This window comes from Campylobacter sp. BCW_4321 (genome assembly GCF_001763075.1).
Classification (GTDB): Bacteria; Campylobacterota; Campylobacteria; order Campylobacterales; family Campylobacteraceae; genus Campylobacter_D; species Campylobacter_D jejuni.
Map to the genome: position 1 here is coordinate 1 of NZ_MJYA01000007.1, position 24,222 is coordinate 24,222.

26 protein-coding genes are annotated in these 24,222 nt (G+C 31.3%); 13 read left to right on the forward strand and 13 right to left on the reverse strand.

Features of this window, described 5'->3' with window-relative positions:
• Nucleotides 1–915: methyl-accepting chemotaxis protein (locus AJN58_RS00840; RefSeq protein ID WP_002934477.1), on the forward strand; the 915-nt coding region annotated here is incomplete at its 5' end.
• A gap of 120 nt (nucleotides 916–1,035) precedes the next feature.
• Here the strand turns inward: AJN58_RS00840 and AJN58_RS00845 are convergent.
• From AJN58_RS00845 to ilvE, 4 genes are read right to left on the reverse strand one after another with little or no spacing between them, the layout of a single operon-like run.
• Nucleotides 1,036–1,545 (reverse strand): DUF2393 family protein, encoded by a 510-nt coding sequence (locus AJN58_RS00845; RefSeq protein ID WP_002861050.1) that lies wholly within the window; start codon nucleotides 1,543–1,545, stop codon nucleotides 1,036–1,038.
• Nucleotides 1,545–2,075, reverse strand: a complete 531-nt coding sequence (locus AJN58_RS00850) for a DUF2393 domain-containing protein (RefSeq protein WP_002861051.1) — start codon at nucleotides 2,073–2,075, stop codon at nucleotides 1,545–1,547. The genes AJN58_RS00845 and AJN58_RS00850 overlap by 1 nt, the downstream gene beginning before the upstream one ends.
• Before the next feature lie 12 nt (nucleotides 2,076–2,087).
• Nucleotides 2,088–3,173: a prohibitin family protein gene (locus AJN58_RS00855; RefSeq protein ID WP_070233696.1), complete on the reverse strand. Its 1,086-nt coding sequence runs from the start codon at nucleotides 3,171–3,173 to the stop codon at nucleotides 2,088–2,090.
• Nucleotides 3,174–3,185: 12 nt separating this feature from the next.
• Complete coding sequence (gene ilvE, locus AJN58_RS00860; RefSeq protein WP_044780359.1) at nucleotides 3,186–4,100, reverse strand: branched-chain-amino-acid transaminase; 915 nt, start codon at nucleotides 4,098–4,100, stop codon at nucleotides 3,186–3,188.
• A gap of 175 nt (nucleotides 4,101–4,275) precedes the next feature.
• On the opposite strand from ilvE, the gene AJN58_RS00865 reads away from it, so the two are divergent.
• The 12 genes from AJN58_RS00865 (at nucleotide 4,276) to AJN58_RS00920 (ending at nucleotide 15,672) form a co-directional block, all read left to right on the forward strand.
• Complete coding sequence (locus AJN58_RS00865) at nucleotides 4,276–4,482, forward strand: 4-oxalocrotonate tautomerase family protein (protein WP_044779567.1); 207 nt, start codon at nucleotides 4,276–4,278, stop codon at nucleotides 4,480–4,482.
• Nucleotides 4,479–4,934: a thioredoxin-dependent thiol peroxidase gene (gene bcp, locus AJN58_RS00870; protein WP_052858462.1), complete on the forward strand. Its 456-nt coding sequence runs from the start codon at nucleotides 4,479–4,481 to the stop codon at nucleotides 4,932–4,934. The genes AJN58_RS00865 and bcp overlap by 4 nt, the downstream gene beginning before the upstream one ends.
• Nucleotides 4,934–6,025 (forward strand): epoxyqueuosine reductase QueH, encoded by a 1,092-nt coding sequence (locus tag AJN58_RS00875; RefSeq protein ID WP_070233695.1) that lies wholly within the window; start codon nucleotides 4,934–4,936, stop codon nucleotides 6,023–6,025. The genes bcp and AJN58_RS00875 overlap by 1 nt, the downstream gene beginning before the upstream one ends.
• A 94-nt stretch (nucleotides 6,026–6,119) precedes the next feature.
• Entirely contained in the window at nucleotides 6,120–6,560 is a 441-nt protein-coding gene (gene fabZ, locus AJN58_RS00880; protein WP_002851782.1) for a 3-hydroxyacyl-ACP dehydratase FabZ, read from the forward strand.
• The gene (gene lpxA / locus AJN58_RS00885) at nucleotides 6,560–7,351 is read left to right on the forward strand and encodes an acyl-ACP--UDP-N-acetylglucosamine O-acyltransferase (protein WP_002861057.1); all 792 of its coding nucleotides are present in this window, start codon (nucleotides 6,560–6,562) and stop codon (nucleotides 7,349–7,351) included. Before fabZ ends, lpxA begins: the two co-directional genes overlap by 1 nt.
• Nucleotides 7,344–8,567, forward strand: coding sequence for an ATP-dependent Clp protease ATP-binding subunit ClpX (gene clpX, locus AJN58_RS00890; RefSeq protein ID WP_002860329.1), 1,224 nt, complete (start codon nucleotides 7,344–7,346; stop codon nucleotides 8,565–8,567). The genes lpxA and clpX overlap by 8 nt, the downstream gene beginning before the upstream one ends.
• A 10-nt stretch (nucleotides 8,568–8,577) precedes the next feature.
• Nucleotides 8,578–9,618: a rod shape-determining protein gene (locus tag AJN58_RS00895; RefSeq protein WP_002861059.1), complete on the forward strand. Its 1,041-nt coding sequence runs from the start codon at nucleotides 8,578–8,580 to the stop codon at nucleotides 9,616–9,618.
• The gene (gene mreC, locus AJN58_RS00900; protein ID WP_070278332.1) at nucleotides 9,608–10,357 is read left to right on the forward strand and encodes a rod shape-determining protein MreC; all 750 of its coding nucleotides are present in this window, start codon (nucleotides 9,608–9,610) and stop codon (nucleotides 10,355–10,357) included. Before AJN58_RS00895 ends, mreC begins: the two co-directional genes overlap by 11 nt.
• 260 nt (nucleotides 10,358–10,617) lie before the next feature.
• Nucleotides 10,618–13,884 carry a carbamoyl-phosphate synthase large subunit gene (gene carB, locus AJN58_RS00905; protein ID WP_070278330.1) on the forward strand — a complete coding sequence of 1,089 codons (3,267 nt, stop codon included), beginning with the start codon at nucleotides 10,618–10,620 and terminating at the stop codon, nucleotides 13,882–13,884.
• A complete protein-coding gene (locus tag AJN58_RS00910; protein WP_070278328.1) occupies nucleotides 13,881–14,732 on the forward strand; it encodes a DNA-methyltransferase in 852 nt (283 codons plus the stop codon). Before carB ends, AJN58_RS00910 begins: the two co-directional genes overlap by 4 nt.
• On the forward strand, nucleotides 14,729–15,250 hold the full coding sequence (locus tag AJN58_RS00915; RefSeq protein ID WP_070233690.1) for a PD-(D/E)XK nuclease superfamily protein: 522 nt from the start codon (nucleotides 14,729–14,731) through the stop codon (nucleotides 15,248–15,250). Before AJN58_RS00910 ends, AJN58_RS00915 begins: the two co-directional genes overlap by 4 nt.
• Entirely contained in the window at nucleotides 15,250–15,672 is a 423-nt protein-coding gene (locus tag AJN58_RS00920) for a hypothetical protein (RefSeq protein WP_002861062.1), read from the forward strand. Before AJN58_RS00915 ends, AJN58_RS00920 begins: the two co-directional genes overlap by 1 nt.
• On the opposite strand, the gene AJN58_RS00925 is transcribed toward AJN58_RS00920, so the two are convergent.
• The 9 genes from AJN58_RS00925 to AJN58_RS00965 all read right to left on the reverse strand — a co-directional run bounded on the left by AJN58_RS00925 (nucleotide 15,673) and on the right by AJN58_RS00965 (nucleotide 24,212).
• Nucleotides 15,673–16,650 (reverse strand): transaldolase, encoded by a 978-nt coding sequence (locus AJN58_RS00925; protein ID WP_070233689.1) that lies wholly within the window; start codon nucleotides 16,648–16,650, stop codon nucleotides 15,673–15,675. It abuts the gene before it with no gap.
• Nucleotides 16,650–17,273, reverse strand: a complete 624-nt coding sequence (gene serB, locus AJN58_RS00930; RefSeq protein ID WP_070233688.1) for a phosphoserine phosphatase SerB — start codon at nucleotides 17,271–17,273, stop codon at nucleotides 16,650–16,652. Before serB ends, AJN58_RS00925 begins: the two co-directional genes overlap by 1 nt.
• On the reverse strand, nucleotides 17,273–17,794 hold the full coding sequence (locus AJN58_RS00935) for a chemotaxis protein CheW (RefSeq protein ID WP_002826355.1): 522 nt from the start codon (nucleotides 17,792–17,794) through the stop codon (nucleotides 17,273–17,275). Before AJN58_RS00935 ends, serB begins: the two co-directional genes overlap by 1 nt.
• A gap of 4 nt (nucleotides 17,795–17,798) precedes the next feature.
• Nucleotides 17,799–20,108, reverse strand: a complete 2,310-nt coding sequence (locus AJN58_RS00940) for a chemotaxis protein CheW (RefSeq protein WP_070233687.1) — start codon at nucleotides 20,106–20,108, stop codon at nucleotides 17,799–17,801.
• A 3-nt stretch (nucleotides 20,109–20,111) separates the two neighbouring features.
• Nucleotides 20,112–21,068: a chemotaxis protein gene (locus AJN58_RS00945; RefSeq protein WP_002934096.1), complete on the reverse strand. Its 957-nt coding sequence runs from the start codon at nucleotides 21,066–21,068 to the stop codon at nucleotides 20,112–20,114.
• The gene (locus AJN58_RS00950) at nucleotides 21,061–21,819 is read right to left on the reverse strand and encodes a UDP-2,3-diacylglucosamine diphosphatase (protein WP_350223087.1); all 759 of its coding nucleotides are present in this window, start codon (nucleotides 21,817–21,819) and stop codon (nucleotides 21,061–21,063) included. Before AJN58_RS00950 ends, AJN58_RS00945 begins: the two co-directional genes overlap by 8 nt.
• Nucleotides 21,820–21,828: 9 nt before the next feature.
• The gene (gene greA / locus AJN58_RS00955; RefSeq protein WP_070233686.1) at nucleotides 21,829–22,314 is read right to left on the reverse strand and encodes a transcription elongation factor GreA; all 486 of its coding nucleotides are present in this window, start codon (nucleotides 22,312–22,314) and stop codon (nucleotides 21,829–21,831) included.
• 11 nt (nucleotides 22,315–22,325) lie between these two features.
• A complete protein-coding gene (gene lpxB / locus AJN58_RS00960) occupies nucleotides 22,326–23,420 on the reverse strand; it encodes a lipid-A-disaccharide synthase (RefSeq protein WP_070233685.1) in 1,095 nt (364 codons plus the stop codon).
• 219 nt (nucleotides 23,421–23,639) lie between these two features.
• Entirely contained in the window at nucleotides 23,640–24,212 is a 573-nt protein-coding gene (locus AJN58_RS00965) for a cytochrome c oxidase subunit IV (RefSeq protein ID WP_044779556.1), read from the reverse strand.
• Nucleotides 24,213–24,222: the final 10 nt, after the last annotated feature.

Below are 24,222 nucleotides of genomic sequence, written 5' to 3' on the forward strand. Positions count from 1 at the left end.
ATCAACGAAAACATCCTTGCTACTAAAAAAGGTTTAGAACAAGACAATCAAGCTGTTAAAGAATCAGTTCAAACCGTATCAGTTGTAGAAGGTGGTAATTTAACAGCAAGAATTACTGCTAATCCAAGAAACCCACAACTTATTGAACTTAAAAATGTTCTAAATAAACTTCTTGATGTTTTACAAGCTAGAGTAGGTTCTGATATGAATGTTATTCATAAAATATTTGAAGAATACAAAAGCTTAGATTTTAGAAATAAAATCTCTAATGCTTCAGGAAGTGTTGAATTAACTACTAATGCTTTAGGCGATGAAATAGTTAAAATGCTAAAACAAAGTTCAGACTTTGCTAATGCTTTAGCTAATGAAAGTGGAAAATTACAAACTGCTGTTCAAAGCTTAACCACTTCTTCAAATTCTCAAGCTCAATCTTTAGAAGAAACTGCAGCAGCTTTAGAAGAGATCACTTCTTCTATGCAAAATGTTTCAGTTAAAACTAGTGATGTTATCACTCAATCTGAAGAGATTAAAAATGTTACAGGTATCATAGGTGATATTGCAGATCAAATTAATCTTCTAGCTTTAAATGCAGCTATTGAAGCTGCACGTGCTGGAGAACATGGTAGAGGCTTTGCTGTTGTGGCTGATGAAGTTAGAAAACTAGCTGAGAGAACTCAAAAGTCTTTATCTGAAATAGAAGCTAATACTAATTTACTTGTTCAATCTATCAATGATATGGCAGAAAGTATTAAAGAACAAACTGCAGGTATTACTCAAATCAATGATAGCGTAGCACAAATTGATCAAACTACTAAAGATAATGTTGAAATTGCTAATGAATCAGCTATTATTTCTAGTACAGTAAGTGATATAGCTAATAATATCTTAGAAGATGTTAAGAAGAAGAGGTTTTAACCTTAGATAACTAGCTAAAAAGCTAGTTATCTCTATAAAATAATATATGTTTAATTCTTTAAGATTTAATGAAATGTGATATAGACAAATTCTAATTATTAATATTAAGTATTTTCTAAATCAAATACATTTTAGAGTGTGATAAAATTCAGGGTTATCAAAACTTGGAGGAAAAGGAACACTGGCTCTAAATTCTTTATAAGTATTACCCGGAAGTTTGTCTATAATTTCTATAGTGTAAGAAACACTTGTATTTTGCATTTTGGCATTGCGAATATTTTTATCATTGAAAATTTCTCCCCCTACTTTTTTTTGGTTTAATATGCTAAGTATCAAATAGCATTTTCTGATTTCAAATTTAGTAAGATTTTGAACCTTTCCGCTCACGATAACACTTTCATGTCTTAGATCTCTTGTATAGGTTAGTTTGCTAAGATCGGCTTGAGTGGTGAATTGATTGATTGTTAGAAAAATAGAATATATCAAAAGTGCGGTAAAAATAGTAGCTATGGTATAAGAAATTAAAGCCATTTCTTTCTGTTTGACTTTTAGAAAGATTAAAATACAAATCAAGGCAAAGCAAATAAGTAAAATGATAAAAGCTATAATATGGAAAATCGTAAAATGCATTAAAAACACTCCGAAACTAAGCGTATGGTATAATTATTTTCATAGTTAAAATTTTCAAAAGCAATTCTTTGAACTTGGGTTGCGTTTTTCTTTAGATCTTTAATTTCTCTACTTTTTTGTCTAAAAGGGATAAATTTCTTTTTATATTCTTCTATGATATTATCATTAGGTATTTTATCCGCAAAAATTTTAGCTGTAATTTTACATTCTTTAAAATTATTTTTTGAATTATTTGTAATGTTAAAATCAACAATTAAATCATTTGAGCTTTGTATTATTTTTTGATCCGTAATAGCGGTTTTTCGAGTTCTTACTTCATTGTCTATTAGTTTATACCCATAGATATAAACTAAAAAACAAATAATAATATCAAATGCAATAATAAAAAGTGCTGCTATAGGTCTATGGCGTAAAAATACACAAAGAAGTAAAACACAAGTGAAGAGAAAAAAAACTAATAAAATCAGCATATAATCCACTAAATATAAATGAGTAGTGTAAAAAAGCACGATTTCTCTTAGTTTTTCCACTTGCGTATCCTTTTAGTTCATGTTGGCAGAACTTTGCTTTTTAGTATCTTTGGTATCAACCCAAATGTTTGGTACTGCTCCACCTGGAGTTAAGAAAATTTTAGCATCTTGATTGACTTTTAAAGCTTCATTAAATTCTTTTTGAGTTTCAATTTGCTTTAAATTTAGTAAAGGAGTGTTTAAGCTGTTTGCGATTTCTTTATTAGAATAAGCTTGTGCATCTGCTTCTATTTTAACAGCCATAGCTTTACCTTTAGCACTAATTATGGTTGCGTTTGCTTCCCCTTCAGCTAAGGCGGCTTTTTTTAAGGCTTCTTGATTAGCTCTTTCTACTTCATACTTAGTTCTTTCAGCTTCTTGTTTTGCAATTTGTACGCGTTCGATTTGCTCTTTTACTTTTGAAGGTAAAATAATTTCTCTAAGTTGTACAGCACGAAGTTCTACAGGTTCATTTGGTTGAGCTTCTATAGTTTTTCTTATGCCTTCTTCTATTTGAGCGGCTATTGTATTACGATTAGTAGGAAGTTCCTCGGCTGTATATTTTCCTACAACACTTCGCACTACATCACGAACAACTGGATCGATAATTTTATTTTCCCAATTTAAGCTCCAAGTAGCTATGGTTTGAGGAACTTGCAAAGGATTTAAACGGTATTGCACTGTAACATCAATAGATACAGGCAATCCACGAGAGTCAAGTACAGAAATACTATTTTTATTAATAACACCTGAACCTGAAGATAAATTTTCATTACTTCCCTCTATAGAAGCATAGTTGATTTGTCTTACTCTAGTATCGATTATGGTTATTTTTTGTACAAAAGGCAAGAAAAAGTGAAGTCCTGGTTCTAATGGATTTGGGTCATATTTACCTGTTGTTGATTTAATACCCATTTCTCCAGAATTTATTACCATAAAAGGTTTTGCAACGATTAAAAATAAGATAATAATAATCACCCCATAAATAAGCGGAGAAAATTTTCCAAAACCTTTAAAATTAAATTCTGGTGCTTTGAAATTGAAATTTTGACGGTTGTTTCCGTTATTATTAGAATTTCCATTTTTTTTATTGAAATAATCATTCAAATCAGCTGGCATTTATTTCCTTTTTTAAATATAAGTTAGCATAGATGCGTATTTTTGATTGCGTCCATAAACTACATCAAAATAAGCATCTTGAAGTTTTTTAGTTACAGATCCTCTTAAACCATTTCCTATTATTCTTGCATCAATATTGTTAATAGGTGTGATTTCAGCGGCTGTTCCGGTAAAAAATGCTTCATCAGCAGTATAAACTTCATCTCTTGAAATTCTTTGGCGAAGCACAGTGACACCAAGATCATGAGCGATTTTAAGCACTGTATCTTGAGTAATGCTTTTTAAAGAAAAATCATTTGGAGGTGTGATTAAAACCCCATCTTTTACAATAAAGAAACATTCTCCTGTTCCTTCTGCGATAAAACCTTCTTCATCAAGCATTAAAGCTTCTTCATAACCTGCTTCAATAGCTTCAAATTTTGCAATTTGAGAGTTAAGGTAATTCGCGCTTGCTTTAGCTTTTCCCATGCATGATTTAACACTATTTCTTGCAAAAGACGAAATTTTTACTTTTATGCCTTTTTCTAAGCCTTCTTCTCCAAGGTAAGCGCCCCATTCCCAAGCTGCAATTCCAACTCTTACAGGAGCTTTTATATGATAAAGTCCCATAACTCCATCGCCTAAAAAAATCAAAGGGCGGATATAGACATTGCTTTTAAAATTGTTTGCTTTTAAGAGTTCAATTTGTGCATTTTCAAGCTCTTTTTGAGAAAAAGGACAATTTAAAAGAGTAATTTTTGCAGACTCTAAAAGTCTTTTGGTGTGATCTTCAAGTCTGAAAATTGCTAAGCCTTTATCTGTTTTATAGGCTCTAGTTCCTTCAAAAACAGCATTGCCATAATGTAAAGAATGGGTTAAAAAGTGCAAAGTTGCATCTTTAAAATCAACTAATTTTCCATCCATCCAAATTTTATCTGCTGAGATCATTTTTTTACCTTTTATAGTTGTTTATTTCTTAAAAAATATTATTTTAAGAATAAATCGGGATTTTATCAAAAATATACTAACAATAAGCTTTTATTAAATTAAGGTTTTTTGTTAAAAAAAATATTAGGTATTTTTTGAAATAATTATGAAAAATTATCGTTAAAAAGGAGAAATTATGCCATTGGTAAATATTAAATTAGCAAAGCCGTCTTTAAGCAAGGAACAAAAAGCGGAGCTTATAGCTGATATTACCAAACTTTTAAGCACGAAATATAATAAAAGTAAAGAAAGAGTTGTGGTGGTTTTAGAAGATGTAGAAAGTTATGACATAGGCTTTGGCGGAGAAAGTGTAGAAGCTATCAAAGCAAAGGCAAACAAATGAGTTTAAATATAGGAGATAAAGCGCCTCAGTTTGAGCTTTTAAATCAAGATGGGGTAAAAATAGCATTAAAAGATTTTATTGGTAAAAAGGTGATTTTGTATTTTTATCCAAAAGATAATACTCCAGGTTGCACTACAGAAGCTTGTGATTTTAGTTTAAATTATGATAAATTTGGTGATAAAAATGCAGTGATTATCGGTATCAGTCCTGATAGCGTGGCAAGTCATGAAAAATTTATCTCTAAATTTGATTTAAAGCATATTTTACTTAGTGATAGCGAAAAAGAAGTTGCTAAAGCTTATGGAGCTTGGGGGATTAAGAAAAATTACGGAAAAGAATACGAAGGTCTTATCCGATCTACTTTTGTTATCGATGAAACAGGTAAGATTGCTCAAATTTATAGTAATGTTCGTGTAAAAGATCATGCTTTAAAAGTACTTGAAAGTCTTTAATGTTAGTGCATATTTGTTGTAGTGTGGATAGTCATTATTTTGTTGAAGAACTTAGAAAGACCTATCCTGATGAAAAAATCATAGGGTATTTTTATGATCCAAATATCCATCCTTTAAGCGAATACGAACTAAGATTTTTAGATGTAAAAAGATCTTGTGATAAACTTGGTATTAAGTTATATAAGGGCGAGTATGAGTATGAAAAATGGCTTAATGCTGTGCGTGGTTATGAAGATGAGCCTGAAAAAGGTGCAAGGTGTGAAATTTGTTTTGATGTAAGAATGGGATCTAGTGTTAAATTTGCTGCTAAAATAGGAGAAAAAAAGCTTACTACTACGCTTTTAACCAGTCCTAAAAAAGATTTAGAACAGTTAAAAAATGCTTTGCAAAAAGAATGTGAGCCTTATGGAGTAGAGTTTTTAGCTCCTGATTTTCGTAAAAATGGCGGCACTCAAAGGCAGTTTGCTTTAGCAAAAAAAGAAATGCTTTATCATCAAAACTATTGTGGTTGTATTTATGGGCTTAAAAAACAAAAACAAGATAAGAATTTTATTGATGAGTTAATATCTCCTGTAAATAAGCAAATTTTACCTGCAAGTATAGAAGCAAGAATAGCTTTTTATAAAAAAGTAGTTTTATGGGAAAAAAAGGGTATAAAATTTGAAATTTTAAGAGAGAAATTTTTAAATTATCGTCTTTTAAGCGCTTTGATAAAATTAGACAAAAAGCCTGTTAAATCTCATATTTTATTTTATTCGCATTTTAAAAACGTTTATACAAGATTTTCTTTGGATGAGGAAAAATTAAAACAAAATTTAAAAGAAGGCTTTTATAGAAGTACTAAAGATGAAATGGTTTTTGTGGAATTTTGGCGTTTTAATGCATTTTTTAAAAACAAATGGAAAAATTTTGAAGATTTTTTAAAAAGACCTTTGAGTGTTCAAGCAGAAATTAAATGGCGTAATAAATTGTTTGGAGCTTATAATCTTAGCCCTATTATCATCCTTGAAAATATTTTACCTTCAAGATATGAAGTGATAGCAAAAAGTGAAATTTATCATGATAATCAAGAGATACTTGTAGAAATTTAAGAAATTTATTAAGAAAAACTTTTTTTGTTAATATAATTTTTAATGATTTTTTTATATAATAAAATTTTTAATTGTTTTCAAGGTTAATTTAATAATGATAGATGTAATGCAAATTCAAGAAATCTTACCACACCGTTACCCTTTTTTACTAGTAGATAAAATTACAGAATTAAAAGTTAAAGAAGTGGTTCGAGGATATAAAAACATCAGTATAAGTGACCATGTTTTTATGGGACATTTTCCAGGGCATCCTATTTATCCTGGAGTTTTGATTTTAGAAGGTATGGCTCAAACAGGCGGAGTTTTAGCTTTTGAAAGTATGGAAGATAAAGTGGATCCAAAAAGTAAAGTAGTTTATTTCACAGGCATAGATGGAGCAAAATTTAGAAATCCTGTGCGTCCTGGAGATAGGCTTGATTATGAAATGAGCGTGGTTAAAAATCGTGGTAATATGTGGATTTTTAAAGGGCAAGCTTTTGTAGATGGAAATTTAGTTGCAGAGGCTGAGCTTAAAGCTATGATAGTGGATAAATAATGAAAAAAATTCATCCAAGTGCGGTGATTGAAGAGGGTGCACAACTTGGTGACGATGTTGTAATAGAAGCTTATGCTTATGTAGGTAAAGATACTAAAATAGGTAATGATGTTGTCATCAAACAAGGTGCTCGAATTCTTTCAGATACAACTATAGGTGATCATTCTCGTGTATTTTCTTATGCTATAGTAGGCGATATTCCTCAGGATATATCTTATAAAGAAGAGCAAAAAAGCGGTGTTGTTATAGGAAAAAATGCAACTATTAGAGAATTTGCAACGATAAATTCAGGTACAGCTAAAGGAGATGGTTTTACTCGTATAGGCGATAATGCTTTTATTATGGCTTACTGTCATATTGCTCATGATTGTCTTTTAGGTAATAATATTATTTTAGCTAATAATGCAACTTTAGCAGGACATGTAGAGCTTGGAGATTTTACGGTTGTAGGCGGGCTTACACCTATTCATCAATTTGTCAAAGTAGGTGAGGGTTGTATGATAGCAGGAGCTAGTGCACTCTCTCAGGATATAGTACCGTTTTGTTTAGCAGAAGGAAATCGTGCAAGTATTAGAAGTTTAAATTTAGTAGGTATTCGTCGTCGTTTTGATAAAGATGAAGTAGATAGACTTAGCAGAGCTTTTAAAACTTTATTTAGACAAGGAGATTTAAAAGAAAATGCTAAAAATTTGCTTGAAAATCAAGAAAGTGAAAATGTTAAAAAAATGTGCCATTTTATATTAGAAACAAAGCGCGGAATTCCTGTCTATAGGGGTAAAAATAATGCCTAGAAAATGTAGTTTTTGCAATGAAGTGGAGAATCCACAAAGAAGAATTTTAGCAAATGAAAATGATGATGCTTTTATTTGTGAATATTGCGTTGAAGGTGCTTATAGTATTATTTATGGAGAAGAAAAAGAATTTAAAGAACCTAAACAAAGCCATAATACAGAATTTAAAGATATCACTCCAAAAGAATTAAAAGCTTATCTAGATCGTTATGTCATAGGACAAGATAGAGCTAAAAAAGTTTTTAGTGTTGGAGTATACAATCATTATAAAAGACTTTTTAAAGCCGAACTTCAAGATGATGATACAGAGCTTTTTAAGTCAAATATTTTACTTGTTGGGCCAACAGGAAGTGGAAAAACTTTATTGGCGCAAACTTTAGCTAAATTTTTAGATGTACCTATAGCAATTTGTGATGCAACTTCTTTAACTGAAGCAGGATATGTAGGTGAGGATGTGGAAAATATTTTAACACGTCTTTTGCAAGCTGCAGATGGAGATGTGCAAAGAGCTCAAAAAGGTATAGTGTTTATTGATGAGATTGATAAAATTGCTAGAATGAGTGAAAATCGTTCTATTACTCGTGATGTAAGTGGAGAGGGTGTGCAACAAGCTTTACTTAAGATTATCGAAGGAAGTTTGGTAAATATTCCACCAAAAGGGGGAAGAAAACATCCAAATCAAGAGTTTATACAAATTGACACTTCAAATATTTTATTTGTTTGTGGTGGAGCTTTTGATGGTTTGGAAACTATCTTAAAAAGAAAACTTGGCGATAAAGTTGTGGGCTTTTTTGATGATGCAAAAGAAGAAAATAAAGCTTTGCTTGAGAAAATCGAACCTGATGATTTGGTGCATTTTGGTTTGATTCCTGAGCTTATAGGTCGTTTGCATGTGATTGCATCTTTAAATGAGCTTAATGAAGAGGATATGGTAAGAATTTTAACTGAGCCTAAAAATGCCATTATTAAACAATATCAAAAGCTTTTTGCTATTGATGGGGTAAATTTAAAATTTGAAGAAGATGCTCTAAGAGCTATCGCGCAACTTGCATTGGAGAGAAAAACAGGAGCTAGGGGACTTAGAAGTATTATAGAAGAAATGATGGTAGATTTAATGTTTGAGTTACCAGAGTATAAAAATTATGATATTGTAATAACTAAAGAAGTTGTTAAAGACAATGCAAAAGCATTATTAATAAAAAGAAAAATAAGTTAAAAGGATAGAAATGATATTAGATCAACTTATAGGATTTTTTTCTAGTGATATGGGGATTGATTTAGGAACAGCTAATACGCTAGTTTTGATAAAAGATAAGGGTATAGTGATAAATGAGCCTTCTGTTGTGGCAGTTGAAAGAGAAAGGTATGGTTCCAAAGCAAAAATTTTAGCCGTAGGTAAAGAAGCTAAAGATATGGTGGGAAAAACTCCAGGCAATATCGAAGCTATTCGTCCTATGAAAGATGGCGTGATTGCAGATTTTGATATGACTGAAAAAATGATCCGCTATTTTATAGAAAAAACACACCGTAGAAAAAGTTTTTTACGCCCTAGAATTATCATTTCTGTTCCTTATGGTTTAACTCAAGTAGAAAGAAAAGCGGTAAGAGAAAGTGCTTTAAGCGCAGGTGCAAGAGAGGTATTTTTGATTGAAGAGCCTATGGCAGCAGCTATTGGTGCAAGTTTACCTATACAAGAGCCTAAAGGAAATTTGGTAGTAGATATAGGGGGCGGAACTACTGAAATTGGAGTGATTTCTTTGGGTGGACTTGTGATTTCAAAGTCTATTCGTACGGCTGGAGATAAGCTTGATATGAGTATAGTTAATTATGTAAAAGAAAAATACAATCTTATCATAGGTGAAAGAACAGGCGAAGAGATCAAAATCACTATAGGTTCAGCAATACAACTTCCAAAAGAGCTTTCTATGGTGGTAAAAGGACGCGATCAAGTAAGTGGACTTTTAAGTCGTATTGAACTTACAAGCGAAGATGTAAGAGAAGCGATGCGTGAGTATTTAAAAGAAATTGCTGATGCTTTAAAAATGGTTCTTGAAATGATGCCGCCTGATTTAGCAAGTGATATAGTAGAAAATGGTGTAGTTTTAACAGGTGGCGGAGCATTGATTCGTGGTCTTGATAAATACTTAAGTGAAATTGTACGTTTGCCAGTTTATATCGCAGATGAACCGCTTTTAGCTGTAGCAAAAGGAACAGGTAAAGCTTTAGAGGAAATTTCATTATTGCAACAATTAACCAATGAAGAATAAGATTTTTTATGTTCTTGTCTTAGCCTTTTTGGTTTTTATATCTTTTTATTATGGAGGACTTATTAAGCAAAATGTTCTCCGTGTTAATGATTTTGTTATAGGTAATTTTTATAATATTAAAGATTATTTGGGAGAAAAAATTTCAGAACACTTTAATCAAGCAAATCAAATTCAGCAACTAAAAGCTAGAAATAAAGAATTAGAAGATATTGCTGTAAAGGTAACTAGTTTTGCAAATCAATTAAATCGTATTTTAGAGGATCAAAATTCTACAAAATATTTACCTCAAGTTTCTTTAACTAGAGTTATTTCTTATGTTCAATTGAATGATTATAAAAAATTATGGTTAGATTGGAGCAAAATTCCCGTTGGTAAAAACCGTGGTTTGATATATCAAGGATATACTGCAGGTATAGCTATTAATAAAAATGGTAGAGCAATGGCTCTTTTACAAGGTGATGATCAGTGTGTTTTTTCTGTTTATATAGGAAAATCCAAAGCTCCAGGTTTAATCCAGGGTGAAGATGGCAGGATTGTGGTTAAATTTATTCCAAAGTGGGCGAAAATTAATGTCGGAGATGAAATTTTAACAAGTGGACTTGATAATATTTTCTTTTCAGATATACCTGTCGGTATTGTGAATAGAGTTAATGATGAAGATATGTATCAAAGTGTAGAAGTAAAGCCTTATGTTAAGATTAGTATTCCTGCTTATTTATATGTAGTTGATAATTTATAAGTCAAGGATTAGACTTTTTAAAAATTTTCTATATTTTTGCTAATTATTATAACTTTGTTTAATGCTAAAAATTTTGTTAAATTATCAAATAAATGTTTATAATTGAATGAGAATTTTATAAAAAATCTTAAATTTCTTTATGTATTATTTCCTAGATTAAAAGCAGAGTGTTTATTTTTTAAAATTATATCGATAATTTCAAAGTTTATAAAACTAATTTTTGTTATAATCAGCCCAAATTTATGCTCTTAGGAAAATTTATGCCAAAACGAACAGATATTAAAAGCATTTTACTTATAGGAAGTGGTCCTATTGTGATAGGACAAGCTTGTGAATTTGATTATTCTGGAACTCAAGCCGCAAAGACTTTAAAAGAATTAGGATATCGTGTAGTATTAATCAACTCAAATCCTGCAACCATCATGACAGATCCCGAATTTGCAGATGCGACTTATATAGAACCCATAACAAAAGAAAGTATTTTAAGTATTATTAAAAAAGAAAAAATTGATGCAATTTTACCAACCATGGGTGGACAAGTAGCGTTAAATGTTGCTATGGAAGTTTATGAAAGTGGACTTTTAGGAGATGTGAAATTTTTAGGTGCAAACCCTGAGGCGATTAAAAAAGGTGAAGATCGTCAGGTCTTTAAAGAATGCATGAAAAAAATCGGCATGGATTTACCAAAATCGATGTATGCGTATAATTATGATGAAGCTTTAAAAGCTGTAGATGAAATTGGCTTTCCTTTGATGATCCGTGCTTCTTATACTTTAGGAGGTGCTGGAAGTGGTGTGGTTTATAATATGGACGAATTTAAAGAACTTGCCAATACTGCTTTAGCTTTATCGCCTATCCATGAAATTTTGATTGAAGAAAGTTTGTTGGGTTGGAAAGAATATGAAATGGAAGTTATGCGTGATAGAGCGGATAATTGTATCATAGTTTGTAGTATAGAAAATATCGATCCTATGGGAGTTCATACAGGAGATAGTATTACAATAGCTCCAGCATTAACTTTGACGGATAAAGAATATCAAGTTATGCGTAATGCTTCTTTTGCTATTTTGCGTGAAATTGGCGTAGATACAGGCGGAAGTAATGTGCAGTTTGCTATCAACCCAAAAAATGGAAGAATGATAGTTATAGAAATGAATCCAAGAGTTTCAAGATCAAGTGCTTTAGCTTCTAAGGCAACGGGCTATCCTATAGCAAAGGTTGCGACACTTTTGGCAGTAGGCTTTAGTTTAGATGAGATTAAAAATGATATTACAGGAACTCCTGCATCTTTTGAGCCTGTGATTGATTATATTGTAACAAAAATTCCTCGCTTTACTTTTGAAAAATTTCCAGGGGCAAACACAACTTTAGGTACAGCTATGAAAAGTGTGGGTGAGGTGATGGCTATAGGACGTACTTTTAAAGAAAGTATACAAAAAGCACTTTGTTCTCTTGAGCGCTCTTTGAGTGGTTTTGATAGAGTAAAATTTGAAGATAGAAATGATCTTGTTTTTAAAATTCGCAATGCCAATGAAAAGCGTTTACTTTATATTGCTCAGGCTTTTAGGGAAGGTTTTAGTGTAGAAGAACTTCATGAGCTTTGCAAAATAGATCCTTGGTTTTTAACACAGATTAAAGAAATTGTAGATTTTGAAGAGCAAATTGATATGGATATTTTAAACAATAAAGCTCTTTTGAGAAAAGCAAAAACTATGGGCTTTTCAGATAAAATGATAGCCTTGCTTGTAAATTTGAAAGATAATTTAGAATTAAGCCAAAATGATATTTATTATGCAAGAATGAAGCAAAAAATCATCGCAGAATTTAGTGAAGTGGATACTTGTGCGGGTGAATTTGAAGCCTTAACTCCTTATCTTTATTCAAGTATCAATGTAAGCGAACTCACTCAAAGTAAGAGTGAAACTAGGGATAAAAAAGAAAAAAAAGTGATGATTATAGGTGGGGGGCCAAACCGCATAGGACAAGGTATAGAATTTGACTATGCTTGCGTACATGCTTCTTTTGCGCTTAAAGATATGGGTATTAAAACCATTATGTATAATTGTAATCCTGAAACCGTTTCGACTGACTATGATACAAGTGATATTTTGTATTTTGAACCTATTGATTTCGAACATTTAAGAGCGGTGATTGAGCGTGAAAAACCTGATGGAGTGATTGTGCATTTTGGTGGACAAACTCCTTTGAAATTTGCTAAGCGTTTGAGTGCTTTTGGAGCTAAGATTATAGGTACTAGTGCAAGAGTAATTGATATGGCAGAAGATAGAAAGAAATTTGCCGAATTTATTACAAAGCTAGGTATTAATCAGCCAAAAAATTCTACCGCGACAAGCGTAGAAGAAGCGGTGCTTAAGGCTAGTGATATAGGATATCCTGTGCTTGTAAGACCAAGTTATGTTTTAGGTGGGCGTGCGATGCGTGTGGTAAATGATGAGTCTGAACTTAGACTCTATATGCAAGAAGCTGTGGATGTGAGTGATAAAAGTCCTGTTTTGATCGATCAGTTTTTAGACAATGCTACAGAAATTGATGTTGATGCGATTTGTGATGGCAAAGATGTTTATATGGCAGGAATTATGGAGCATATAGAAGAAGCAGGAATTCATTCAGGCGATAGTGCTTGTTCTTTACCACCTTGTAATATCGATGAAAAAATGCAAGAATTTATTGCACAAAAAACCGCAGATATTGCTTTAAATTTAGGAGTTGTAGGGCTTTTAAATATACAATTTGCTTTACATAATAATGAGCTTTATATGATAGAAGTAAATCCTAGAGCTAGTCGTACTGTGCCTTTTGTTAGTAAAGCTACGGGTATTCCTTTAGCAAAAGTGGCAACGCGTGTGATGTGGCAAGGAAATTTAAAAGAAGCTTTAAAATTTTATGATACTTTCAAAGTGGTTAATTTTGATACTAAAATTTTACGCCCTAAAACTCCAAAATATATGAGTGTAAAAGAAGCAGTATTTCCATTTGCAAAACTTAGCGGAAGTGATTTAGAATTAGGCCCTGAAATGCGTTCAACGGGTGAAGTTATGGGTATAAGCAAGGATTTTGCAAATTCTTATGCAAAAAGTCAAATCGCATCGTTTAATCATCTTCCAGAGCAAGGCGTGGTATTTATCTCCTTAAAAGATAAGGATAAAAAATATACCAAAAAAATCGCCGCAGAATATGTAAAGCTTGGCTTTAAACTTATGGCAACTGGGGGAACTTGTAAGGAAATTTTAGAAAGTGGTTTTGAGTGCGAACTTGTACATAAAATTTCAGAAGGACGCCCCAATGTTGAAGATAAATTGAAAAATGGGGAAATTCATTTAGTTATCAATACAAGCGATAGTCACAGTTTTAAAGGTGATACGAAAAAAATTCGTGAAAATATCATTCGTTTTAAAATACCTTATTTCACAAATTTACGTTCGGCTTTAGCAGGTGCAAAATCGATTAAAGCTATACAAAACGAAAGTTATTTAGAAGTAAAAAGCTTGCAGGAGTATCTTAAGTGAATTTAAAAGAAAAGTTTATTTTCGCTAGCAAAGATAAAAATTTTACCCTTTATCAAAATGATTGTAATAAATTATTGCCCAAATTTGAAAAACAATTTGATTTGATTTTTGCTGATCCGCCTTATTTTCTTTCAAATGATGGTTTAAGTATTCAAAATGGTAAAATAGTTAGTGTAAATAAAGGAAACTGGGATAGGGGTGATGATATTGAAAAAATAGATAAGTTTAATTTAAAATGGCTATCTAATGCAAAAATAGCACTTAAAGATACTGGAAGTATTTTAATTAGCGGGACTTACCATAATATTTTCTCACTTGGTAGAATTTTGCAAAAACTTGATTTTAAAATTTTAAATATCATTACTTGGCAAAAAACAAATCCTCCGCCAAATTTTAGCTGTCGCTATCTTACGCATTCGACAGAGCAAATTATTTGGGCTAGAAAAAGTCATAAACATAAGCATATTTTTAATTATGAAATTTTAAGATTTTTAAACAAGAATAAACAAATGCGTGATGTTTGGGCTTTTAATGCTATTGCCCCTTGGGAAAAAACAAATGGAAAACATCCCACACAAAAACCTTTAGCCTTGCTTGCTAGACTTATTTTAATGGCAAGCAATGAAAGCTCATTAATCTGCGATCCTTTTAGTGGGAGTTCAACTACGGGCATTGCGGCGAATTTATTAAATAGAAAATTTATAGGTTTTGAGAAAGAAAGTGAATTTATTGAAATATCAATAGCTAGAAAAAAAGAATTAGAAAATAATTTTAATACTATTAAAAATAAAATTAATGATTTACGATTATTGGAAAAAAATAATTTATTTCAAGGAGATTATTTATGATTACAGGTGGAATTGGCGGAAGTAATACTCAAACTGGATTAGTATTTGAGGGAAGAGTGGATTTAGCAACCTTTTTGTCGCAACAAAATGGTTATACTCTTAATGAAAAACAAGAAGTCTTTTTTAATAATAAAAAAGTAGCAAGAATTTTTAAAAAACACAAGCTTTATGAATTTTTAGAAGAATTGAAAATTAATTGGAAAGAGTGCATTTCTAAAAAACTTTTGCCAGATGATAGTATTTATGTGATTATTAACAATACTTTGCATATTATTGAGTGTAAATTTCAAAGTGTGCCTGGATCTGTAGATGAGAAACTGCAGACTTGTGATTTTAAGAAAAAGCAATATCAAAAACTATTTTCTAGGGCAAATATCGAAGTAGAATATATTTATCTTTTAAATGATTGGTTTATGAAGCCTGAATATAAAGATGTTCTAGACTATATTATTAGTGTACGTTGTCAATATTATTTTGAGTATATTCCTTTGCAAAAATTAGGCTTACCAGTTCCTTGATGATTTATTTAGCTCAAACAGATACTACGGTAGGATTTTTAAGTAAAAATTTAGAAGAGATTAATGCTTTAAAAGGTAGAGGTAAAAATCAACCTTGCTTAATCACTTCTGCGAAATTTTGCGAGTTAAAAAGTTTAGCAAGAATTCCAAAATCTTTTAAAAATTTAGTACGTCGTTCTAAAAAAACAACTTTTATCTATCCAAATAATCAGGCCATTCGTATTGTGAAAGAGTGTAAACATGCGAATTTTTTAAGTAAAAATGGCTATTTTTATTCATCTTCGGCAAACAAGCATGGAAAAGAATTTGATGAAGAATGGGCTAGAAGTGTTGCTGATATAATACTTGATGAGAAATTTTTCGAAAATATCCCATCAAAAATATTAAAACTTTCAAAGAATAAAATGATAAAAATACGTTAATTAAAGAGCTTTTAAAATATCTTCAAAAGCAATACAAAATTGCTCTAGGCCATCACTTAATAAATCATTGCAAGCTTTTTCTCGTTCACTTTGAGAAATGATTTGATTAAGTTCTGTATAAATTTCAAAATTCATTAAAGGTTTTTTAAAATCCATTTTTCCTTTAAATACCTCTATTGCATCAAGAGGAGCAGTATTAACAGAATTCTCAAAAAGAAGTTCTTTGATATAATAGTCTTTTGGCAGATCATCTCCTTTAACTCCAGTGCTTGCAAACAAGGCGCGAATATTAGGTTCATTTTTTGAGTAGATATTGTTATAAGCTAAATTTGCATTTAAAATTCCAATACGATTTTGCTCTTTGGCTTTAGGATTTAAAAGTCTATCAAAACGACTTACAAAAATACTTATAACAGCTTGTGGTGTTCTAGTATTTTGTTCTTTTAAGGCTATATTGTTTTTTCTAAATTCGACTAAACCTGCATTTAAAGCTTCAAAACATTTTTGACTTTGTTCAAGAGAAAAAATTAAGGTAGCATTGACGCTAATACCATTTTTCATAAGTTCATACATTACTTCATAAGAAGCTTTTGTAGCTGGAATTTTAATCATTACATTTTCTTTGCTAATAGCACTATAAAGTCTTTTAGCTTCGCCTAAACTAAGAGTCGTGTTATCATGAAGTCTTGGATCTATTTCAATACTTATAAATCCATCGTTTTTTTGATAAAAAAGAGGAGCTAATTTATCGGCTGTTTTTTGAATATCGGAAATTGCTAATTCTTCATAAATATCTTTTGTTTTTTTTCCTTTTAATTTAAGAATTTTATCTTTATAAATCGGAGAATTTAAAATAGCATTTTTAAAAATAGCAGGATTTGAAGTAGCACCATTAATTCCATGTGATAATAAATTTAAAAATTCATTATCTAAAAAACTATTTTCTATAAAATCACACCAAAGAGAAAAATTTTTCATTATATTACCTTTATTATTTCTTTTAAGTCTTTTATATCTATGCAAATATCAGCTTGAGAACGTAAAATTTCTTTAGCACAAAATGCAATCTTTAATCCACTTTCATTAAACATTGCCAAATCATTTGCCCCATCGCCAACACACATCACTTCATCTGTTTTCAAATTTAAAAAGCTTTTTAATCGTTGTAGCATTAAGCCTTTTGAATTTGAAAACATCATTTCTCCACCAACTAGCCCTGTTAAAATGTCATTTTTATGATGCAGATAATTTGCAAAACCAAGGTTAATTCCAAGTTTTTGCATAGCAGGATCTATGCCTTCATGAAAACCACCGCTAAAAATAACAATTTGTATATTTTTAGATTTTAAATATTGGATAAGTTCATGTGCTCCATGCATTAGTGGAAATGTGCTACTTAATTCTAAAACTTTTTTATAAGACATACCTTTTAAAAGGCTTGCTCGTTTTTGAAGACTTTCGAAAAAATCAAGTTCTCCAGTCATAGCATGGCGGGTAATTTCGCTTGTTTGATCACCCTTGCCATGCGCTGTAGCTAAAATATCGATGGTTTCACCATCCATTAAAGTAGCGTCAAAGTCAAAAACACAAAGTTTAATCATTAAAATTCGCGTTTAAGTAAAGCTTCTACTTTGAGTATAGTTAAGATATTTTCATCTCTTTTTCCTATACCATAAATCATACCTTTGTCTTTAACTAAAGTTTCAGGTGGTGGATCGATTCTGTTTCTGTGAATTTTAATTGCTTCAGTTAATCTATCTATAACAAAACCAGCATTTCCTCCAACTCCAGTTCCATTTGTCTCACCCCTTAAAACAATATATCTTGTTTGAGGTGTCATTTTAGAACTCCCTAAATGAAAGCGTTGAGCTAGATCAATAAGTGGCATAACATTACCACGCATATTAAAAACCCCTAGAACATAATCAGGTACACTAGGAACTCTAGTATATTCTATAGGTTTGATGATTTCTTGTATATTAAGAATTGGAATCGCATACTCCTCATCTCCAACTACAAAGCCGACAAGTTGGATGATATCATCTTCTCTTTGATCGACATCAGGACCAGCCATCTGAGTTTGCTGTTTTTGCAAAATTTGCTCTAATTTTTCATTACTCATATTCTTATCCTAGTTTCAAATTTTTTCTAACCACATTTTCCAAGTATTCTGGAGAATAAGGTTTAGTGATATATTCAGTCATACCCACTTCAACACCTCTTAAGCGGTCAGTTTTACTTGTTCTTGAAGTAACTGCAATGAGTGGTAAGTTACGATATTTAGAATACTTTCTAATTTCACCAGCTAAGGTGTATCCATCCATTCTTGGCATTTCGATATCTATAAGCATTGCATCAATATCATGTTCGCCAGATTTTATAATATTCAATGCTTCAACACCATTTGTTGCTTCAACTAAACTAACTCCTAGTGGTTCTAAAGCTTTTTGCATTAAAGTTCTATCCATTTTAGAATCATCTACAATTAAGACTTTATAGTCACTTGGTTGTTCTTTGGGTTTTTTTGCACTTGATTCTAATTGCGCTTTAATATCAACTTTAATTTCTTTGGCCATATCCATCATAGCACCTACATCAATGATTAATGTCACTCTACCATCGCCACGGATTGTAGCTCCTGCTATACCTTGGATATTTTGTAAATAATCACCCATAGATTTAATAACTATCTCTTCTTGTCCTACAAGAGTATCTACTATAATACCAAGCTTGCTTTCTGCTACCCCTATAACAACGACATAAGTTTGATCGCCGCTTTCAAGGACTTGTTTAACTCCAAATACATCTGAAAGTCTCACAAGAGAAAGCACTTCATCTCTTAAGCGTAATACATTTTTACCTTCGATAGTATAGATATCATCAATTGGCACTCTAACTGTTTCAAGAACGCTTGCAAGTGGAATTGCATAGAATTCCTCTTGAGTTCCTACAAGTAAAGATTGAATGATTGCCAAGGTAAGAGGAATTTTAAGTTTAAACGAACTTCCTTTACCTAACTCACTATCAATTTCAATTACCCCATTTAGTTTTTCGATGTTGGTTTTAACAACATCCATTCCTACGCCACGACCTGAAACATTTGTTACTTTAGCCGCAGTTGAAAAACCAGGTTTGAAAATCAAAGCAAAAGCTTCTTTGTCTGTCATTTGATCTGCTTCTCTTTCGGTAATCAAATTTTTCTCTATAGCTTTTGCTTTTAAACCATTTGGATCAAGTCCTTTACCATCATCTGTAATTTCTACAACGATGTGATTGCCTTCATTATAAGCTTTAAGTTGAACTATACCTTTTTCAGGTTTTCCATTCGCTGCACGAGTTGCTGGATCCTCAACACCATGGTCACATGAATTTCTAATCATATGCATGATAGGATCGCCAATTTCCTCTACGATAGATTTATCAAGTTCAGTTTCTTCACCTGTAATTTCAAGTTCTATTTGCTTTCCTAATTCACGACTCAAATCACGAACAACTCTTGGAAATTTATTGAAAACTTTTGCTATAGGCTGCATTCTTGTTTTCATTACAGCAAGTTGAACATCGGTTGTAATGATACTTAGCTGACTTACGACTTGATTAAGCTCTTCAAGGAATTTTTCTCCTTCATAACGCTCTTCAACATCATCATAAATTTTAAGCAAACGGTTTTTGCCTAAAACAAGCTCCCCAATTAGATTCATTAAGTGATCTAATCTTTTTACTTCCACGCGTATGGTTTGATCCATACTGCTAGCATTGCTACCTGAAGCAGGAACCTTTTTCTCTCCACTTTCTGCAGGTTTATTTGCTGTATTGTTAGTCGGTTTAGGTGCTGCATTTGTTGTTTGTTTCTTTTGTGCACGACGAGCTTGATCTTCAGCTTTTCTAACTTTTAAAAGTCTTTCTATTTCAGCTTCAACTTCAGAATCACTTAATTGATTAACATCTACTTCAGGTTCAGGAGTAGTTGTTTCTTGTTTTGGTGCTTCTGGTTCTGCTTGTGGAGTAGATTTTTCATTTAAATCTGTTGCCTCAACAGGAGACTCTCCCTCTGAAATAGCTGTTAATCTTGCGCAAATTGGTTCTATGTCCATACCAATAGCAGTATCGTTGCCATTATCGCGAATAGAATTAAGTAGAGTTTTCATTCTATCAATAGACTCTAAAACTACATCCATGATATCTGGAGTTATTTTTAACTCGCCATGTCTTGCTTTGTTTAAAACATCTTCCATGTGGTGAGTTAACTTTGTTAAAACATCAAAATTTAAGAAACTTGATGATCCTTTAACCGTATGTGCAACACGGAAAATTCTATTTAATAATTCTAAGTCTTCTGGATTTGATTCAAGCTCTACTAAATCATGGTCGATTTGCTCAACAAGCTCAAAAGCTTCAACCAAAAAGTCTTCAAGTATTTCTTGCATATCTTCCATATTTTACCCCTGTTCTTGAGATTGATGTTTTTTAATAACCTTTGCAATTTCATTGAAGAAATCGCTAGCGTTAAATTTGACAAGATAGCCTTCTCCACCAGCTTCTTGAACACCTTTCTCATTCATAAATTCATTTGATAAAGACGAGTTAAAGACTATAGGAATATCTTTAAATCTTGGATCTTCTTTAATGCGTGCAGCAAAGTGGAAACCATCCATTTGTGGCATTTCGACATCGCTTACTATAATTTTTAAAGTATCATTTAAACTTTCACCATAAACTTGGCTTAATTCTTCTAATTTGTTTATGCCCTCTACGCCGTCTTTAGCTTCAACAACTTGAAAGCCCATCTGTTGCATCATTTCTTTGACGCGTTTTCTAGCAGTCATGCTGTCATCAAGTATAAGTGCTGTTCCAGTAAATTTTTCTATTTTTCCAAAATCTATATCTGTTTTTGGAGCGTAAATTCCTAAATCTTCAACAACACTTTCAAGATCTAAAATTAGCAACACTTCATCATTTTCAATGCGTGTTACACCTGTGATTTTACCTTTATCTAAAGCACCTGATCCTGTAGAAAAAGTTGCTGGTTCTATATCCTTCCAGTTTATTCTACGAATTCTTTTTGCTTCGTGAACTATAAAACCAATAAGAATATTGCTAAATTCAGTGATAATAACTCTAGGTTTTAGCATAGCGCTTTCTGGCTCAGTGATTTGCATCCATTTGGCAAGATTGACTACAGGTATAACCACTCCACGAAGATCAAAGATACCTTCGATGTAATCAGGTACACCTGGAAGTTCTGTAAGGCTTGGGATTTTTATAATTTCCCTTACCTTAGAAACATTTACACCATAAATTCCTTCATAGACTTTATCGTGTCCTTGCTTAAAGATACGGAAATCGACAAGCTCCATTTCATTTGAACCCGTTTTCACGATATTTTCATCAAACATTTTGACCCCTCAATTTCTGTTCTCGAAATTTGATTTCTTGTTGATATTCTACTACAAAAAAACTTCTCTCATATGCAAAACTAGCTAAGTTAAGATATTTAATGTTTTCTTTGTTGATTTGATGATTTTGATGATAGTGTCCTTCACATACCCAAAATCCTAAATTTTCATATCTTTCATATCTTTTTTTTGCTAAATTTTCAAAATCTTTTATTTGATAAAAAAGGTTTTTTTTGTTTTGATTTTGAAGAATTTTATTTGAAATAAAATTACAAGTAATAATATTTAAAAAATTCAAAAATATAAGCAAATAATGATTTCTTAATGTTTTAAGAGTAAATTGTAAAAGAGGTGGTAAAAAAATATCTCCGTGAGCTAATTTTATAAAAGCGTTATTTAAAACAAGATTATTACCTTTACTTGTATGCAAATTAAGCTTTATGGGTTGCTTTTGTAAGTTAAAAATTTTTACCCTTTTAAAAAAACAAGAAAGATTAAAATCATGATTGCCTTCTAAGTAGATAATTTCAATCTTTAAGGCCAATTCTTCTAAAAGTTCTATGTAAGGTTTAGCAAATTCATGCGTAGCAGAGATTTCACCTATAAGTAAATCAAAAATATCACCCATAAGTATGAGTTGAGGGGTGGAAATTTTACCTTTTTTTAAGATTTGTAAAAATTCCCAAAATCCCTTTCTCTGTTCATTTTCATGAGCATCCGCGATTAAAATCGCTCCATTTTGTAGTAAAATTTTTTATCCTTAAAATTTCAAAGGCTCATAATTTATAGAAAGGATTTCAAATTCACTCTCACCTTTTGGCAAACGCACTTTAAAATCATCTCCTTCTTTTTTCCCAAGCATAGCTTTTGCTATTGGAGATGCGATGGAAATATAACCCTTATCTAAATCTCCTTCGCAAATTCCTACTAGAGTATATTTGCTTTCTTTTTCTGTATCCAAATCCATGATCACAACACTTGAGCCAAATTTCACACTATCATGTTCATAGCTTGAAGGATCGATCACTTGAGCTCTTGCTAGCAAGTCACTAAGCTCTGCCATACGACTTTCTATCAAAGCTTGCTTTTCTCTTGCAGCATGGTATTCCGCATTTTCTTTCAAATCCCCGTGACTTCTTGCTGTATCGATTTCTATTACAACAGCAGGGCGTTGATTGTCTTTTAAATCTTTTAATTCTGCGGCTAACTTATCATAGCCAAATTGACTCATTGGTTCTTTTTGCATGATTTATCCTTTTATATTTCGTTTAGGATTTTTGCTAAATTTTTAGCACTTCCAAATTGTAAATATTCTTTTAAAAAATCAACTTTAGCAAAAAATGCCTTATAATCATATTTATTGTAAGCTTCATATAAATTTAAAACATTGACTTTATCTTGTAAAAATTCAGGATTTAAAGCTTCTTTTCCAGCAAAATCACAAAAAATATTTGCAAGTCCTATGTGTTTTAATTTTACAAAAAGTTTTGCGATAAAAATATCAATCGCTTTTGCTTTGTAAGTAAGAACAAAAGGAGTTCCCACTAAAGCCGCCTCTAAAGTAGCCGTTCCACTACAAATAAAAGCAAAATCAGCTTTTTTAAGCACTTTTGGAGTGTTACTTTCTATTTTAAATTCACTAATATCACCATAAATTTCTAATTTTTCAAGATTAAATGGGGGAACGCAAAGAATTTTTTCACCCTTAAATTTTTGCGAGAGTTCTTTAAAAATAGGCATTAAACGCCTAATTTCACTACGCCTTGAACCTGGTAAAAAGGCTATAGTTTTTTCATCATCTTTTTTTGAAAGTGCATGATTAATGTCTTCTTTATTTTTAAATTCTTTTATCTCATCTAAAAGCGGATGGCCTACATAAGTGCTTTTGTTAAAAAACTGATTATCAAAGGGCAAAATAGAAGCTAAAATATCAAAATGACTTTCTATGATAGGTATGCGACCTTTTTTCCACGCCCAAACTTGAGGTAAAATATAATAAATGCGTGGAATTTTACTGCCTGCTTTTTTTAAAGCCTTAGCAAAAGGTATGTTAAAAGCGGGCGAATCTATACATAAAATCCCATTTATTTTTTGAGTAAAACTTAAATTTACAAGTTCTTTTATAGCTTTTTTTCCTTTAAAAATCAAAGGCAAAACTTCTATGAAACCCATGGCACTAAATTCATGTGAGCTATAAAGCGGCTTAGAATTTAGATCGAATTCTTTACATAAGCTCTCATCATAAATCCCATGAATTTCAAATTTACCAAAGTCTTTTTTATAAGCTTTTAACACTTCTTTTAAATGCAAATTTGCCGAAGGTTCTAAGGCACAAACTAAAAAGGTTTTCAAAAAAATTTCCTTATAAATATTTTAAATATTTTAAATATTTTAAATATTTTATCTTATTTTGGCTTAATTAAAAGAAGTTGTGGAAAAATACACGCTAAAAGTGTATATGAAGGTTTATTTTCTCCAGTAGTATTTTTTGAAAATTATTTATTTTTTGCATCGATTTATTAAATATTTTAATTACTCACAAGCTTATTATTTTAGCTTGCTTGCAAGTAATTAATAAATAGGGGTTGCTTCTATAATGGCTGGGGTAAAAAACATTAATTCATTTAAATCTAAAAATAAAGCTGGATCTAAAGTACATGGTTGTATACCAAAACGTTTTTCTATTGGAACATTTGGATTATAAAATATTTTCATACATTCTCTTCCACCTTCAACTAAAGATCTTATTTGAACTGCTGAGCTAGTTGTTGGCATAATAGAAAATATAGTTTCTAACTTTCCATCTTTTAAATCTTGTTTGCATGATTTCCCTCCAAAAAAACCACTTTCTAGTATCGCCAAACAAATATCATCATCGTTTGGATTTACAAATTGCACATAACCAAAGTGTAACAATTCTCCTAATTCATCTTTTTGTTTTAATTCATCGCTAAGTATAATTTCTCTTAAGATCCAATTTTGGTCTTTTAAATCTTCCGAAGTCTCTCTAAAAGGGCTTAAACTAATTCCTGTCTGTAAGGATCTAATAGCAAACATTGGTGTAAAATCAGATAAATCGCCAGGTTCTTCGATAGATTTAGATAAGCTTAATAAAACTAATATTAAAATAACAATTTTTTTCATAACAACACCT

Coding starts and splice junctions, on each gene's coding strand:
- AJN58_RS00845 (WP_002861050.1), bottom strand. CDS start 1,545: ATGCATTTTACGATTTTCCATATTATAGCTTTTATCATTTTACTTATT.
- AJN58_RS00855 (WP_070233696.1), bottom strand. CDS start 3,173: ATGCCAGCTGATTTGAATGATTATTTCAATAAAAAAAATGGAAATTCT.
- ilvE (WP_044780359.1), bottom strand. CDS start 4,100: ATGATCTCAGCAGATAAAATTTGGATGGATGGAAAATTAGTTGATTTT.
- AJN58_RS00865 (WP_044779567.1), top strand. CDS start 4,276: ATGCCATTGGTAAATATTAAATTAGCAAAGCCGTCTTTAAGCAAGGAA.
- bcp (WP_052858462.1), top strand. CDS start 4,479: ATGAGTTTAAATATAGGAGATAAAGCGCCTCAGTTTGAGCTTTTAAAT.
- AJN58_RS00875 (WP_070233695.1), top strand. CDS start 4,934: ATGTTAGTGCATATTTGTTGTAGTGTGGATAGTCATTATTTTGTTGAA.
- fabZ (WP_002851782.1), top strand. CDS start 6,120: ATGATAGATGTAATGCAAATTCAAGAAATCTTACCACACCGTTACCCT.
- lpxA (WP_002861057.1), top strand. CDS start 6,560: ATGAAAAAAATTCATCCAAGTGCGGTGATTGAAGAGGGTGCACAACTT.
- clpX (WP_002860329.1), top strand. CDS start 7,344: ATGCCTAGAAAATGTAGTTTTTGCAATGAAGTGGAGAATCCACAAAGA.
- AJN58_RS00895 (WP_002861059.1), top strand. CDS start 8,578: ATGATATTAGATCAACTTATAGGATTTTTTTCTAGTGATATGGGGATT.
- mreC (WP_070278332.1), top strand. CDS start 9,608: ATGAAGAATAAGATTTTTTATGTTCTTGTCTTAGCCTTTTTGGTTTTT.
- carB (WP_070278330.1), top strand. CDS start 10,618: ATGCCAAAACGAACAGATATTAAAAGCATTTTACTTATAGGAAGTGGT.
- AJN58_RS00915 (WP_070233690.1), top strand. CDS start 14,729: ATGATTACAGGTGGAATTGGCGGAAGTAATACTCAAACTGGATTAGTA.
- AJN58_RS00920 (WP_002861062.1), top strand. CDS start 15,250: ATGATTTATTTAGCTCAAACAGATACTACGGTAGGATTTTTAAGTAAA.
- AJN58_RS00925 (WP_070233689.1), bottom strand. CDS start 16,650: ATGAAAAATTTTTCTCTTTGGTGTGATTTTATAGAAAATAGTTTTTTA.
- serB (WP_070233688.1), bottom strand. CDS start 17,273: ATGATTAAACTTTGTGTTTTTGACTTTGACGCTACTTTAATGGATGGT.
- AJN58_RS00935 (WP_002826355.1), bottom strand. CDS start 17,794: ATGAGTAATGAAAAATTAGAGCAAATTTTGCAAAAACAGCAAACTCAG.
- AJN58_RS00940 (WP_070233687.1), bottom strand. CDS start 20,108: ATGGAAGATATGCAAGAAATACTTGAAGACTTTTTGGTTGAAGCTTTT.
- AJN58_RS00945 (WP_002934096.1), bottom strand. CDS start 21,068: ATGTTTGATGAAAATATCGTGAAAACGGGTTCAAATGAAATGGAGCTT.
- greA (WP_070233686.1), bottom strand. CDS start 22,314: ATGCAAAAAGAACCAATGAGTCAATTTGGCTATGATAAGTTAGCCGCA.
- AJN58_RS00965 (WP_044779556.1), bottom strand. CDS start 24,212: ATGAAAAAAATTGTTATTTTAATATTAGTTTTATTAAGCTTATCTAAA.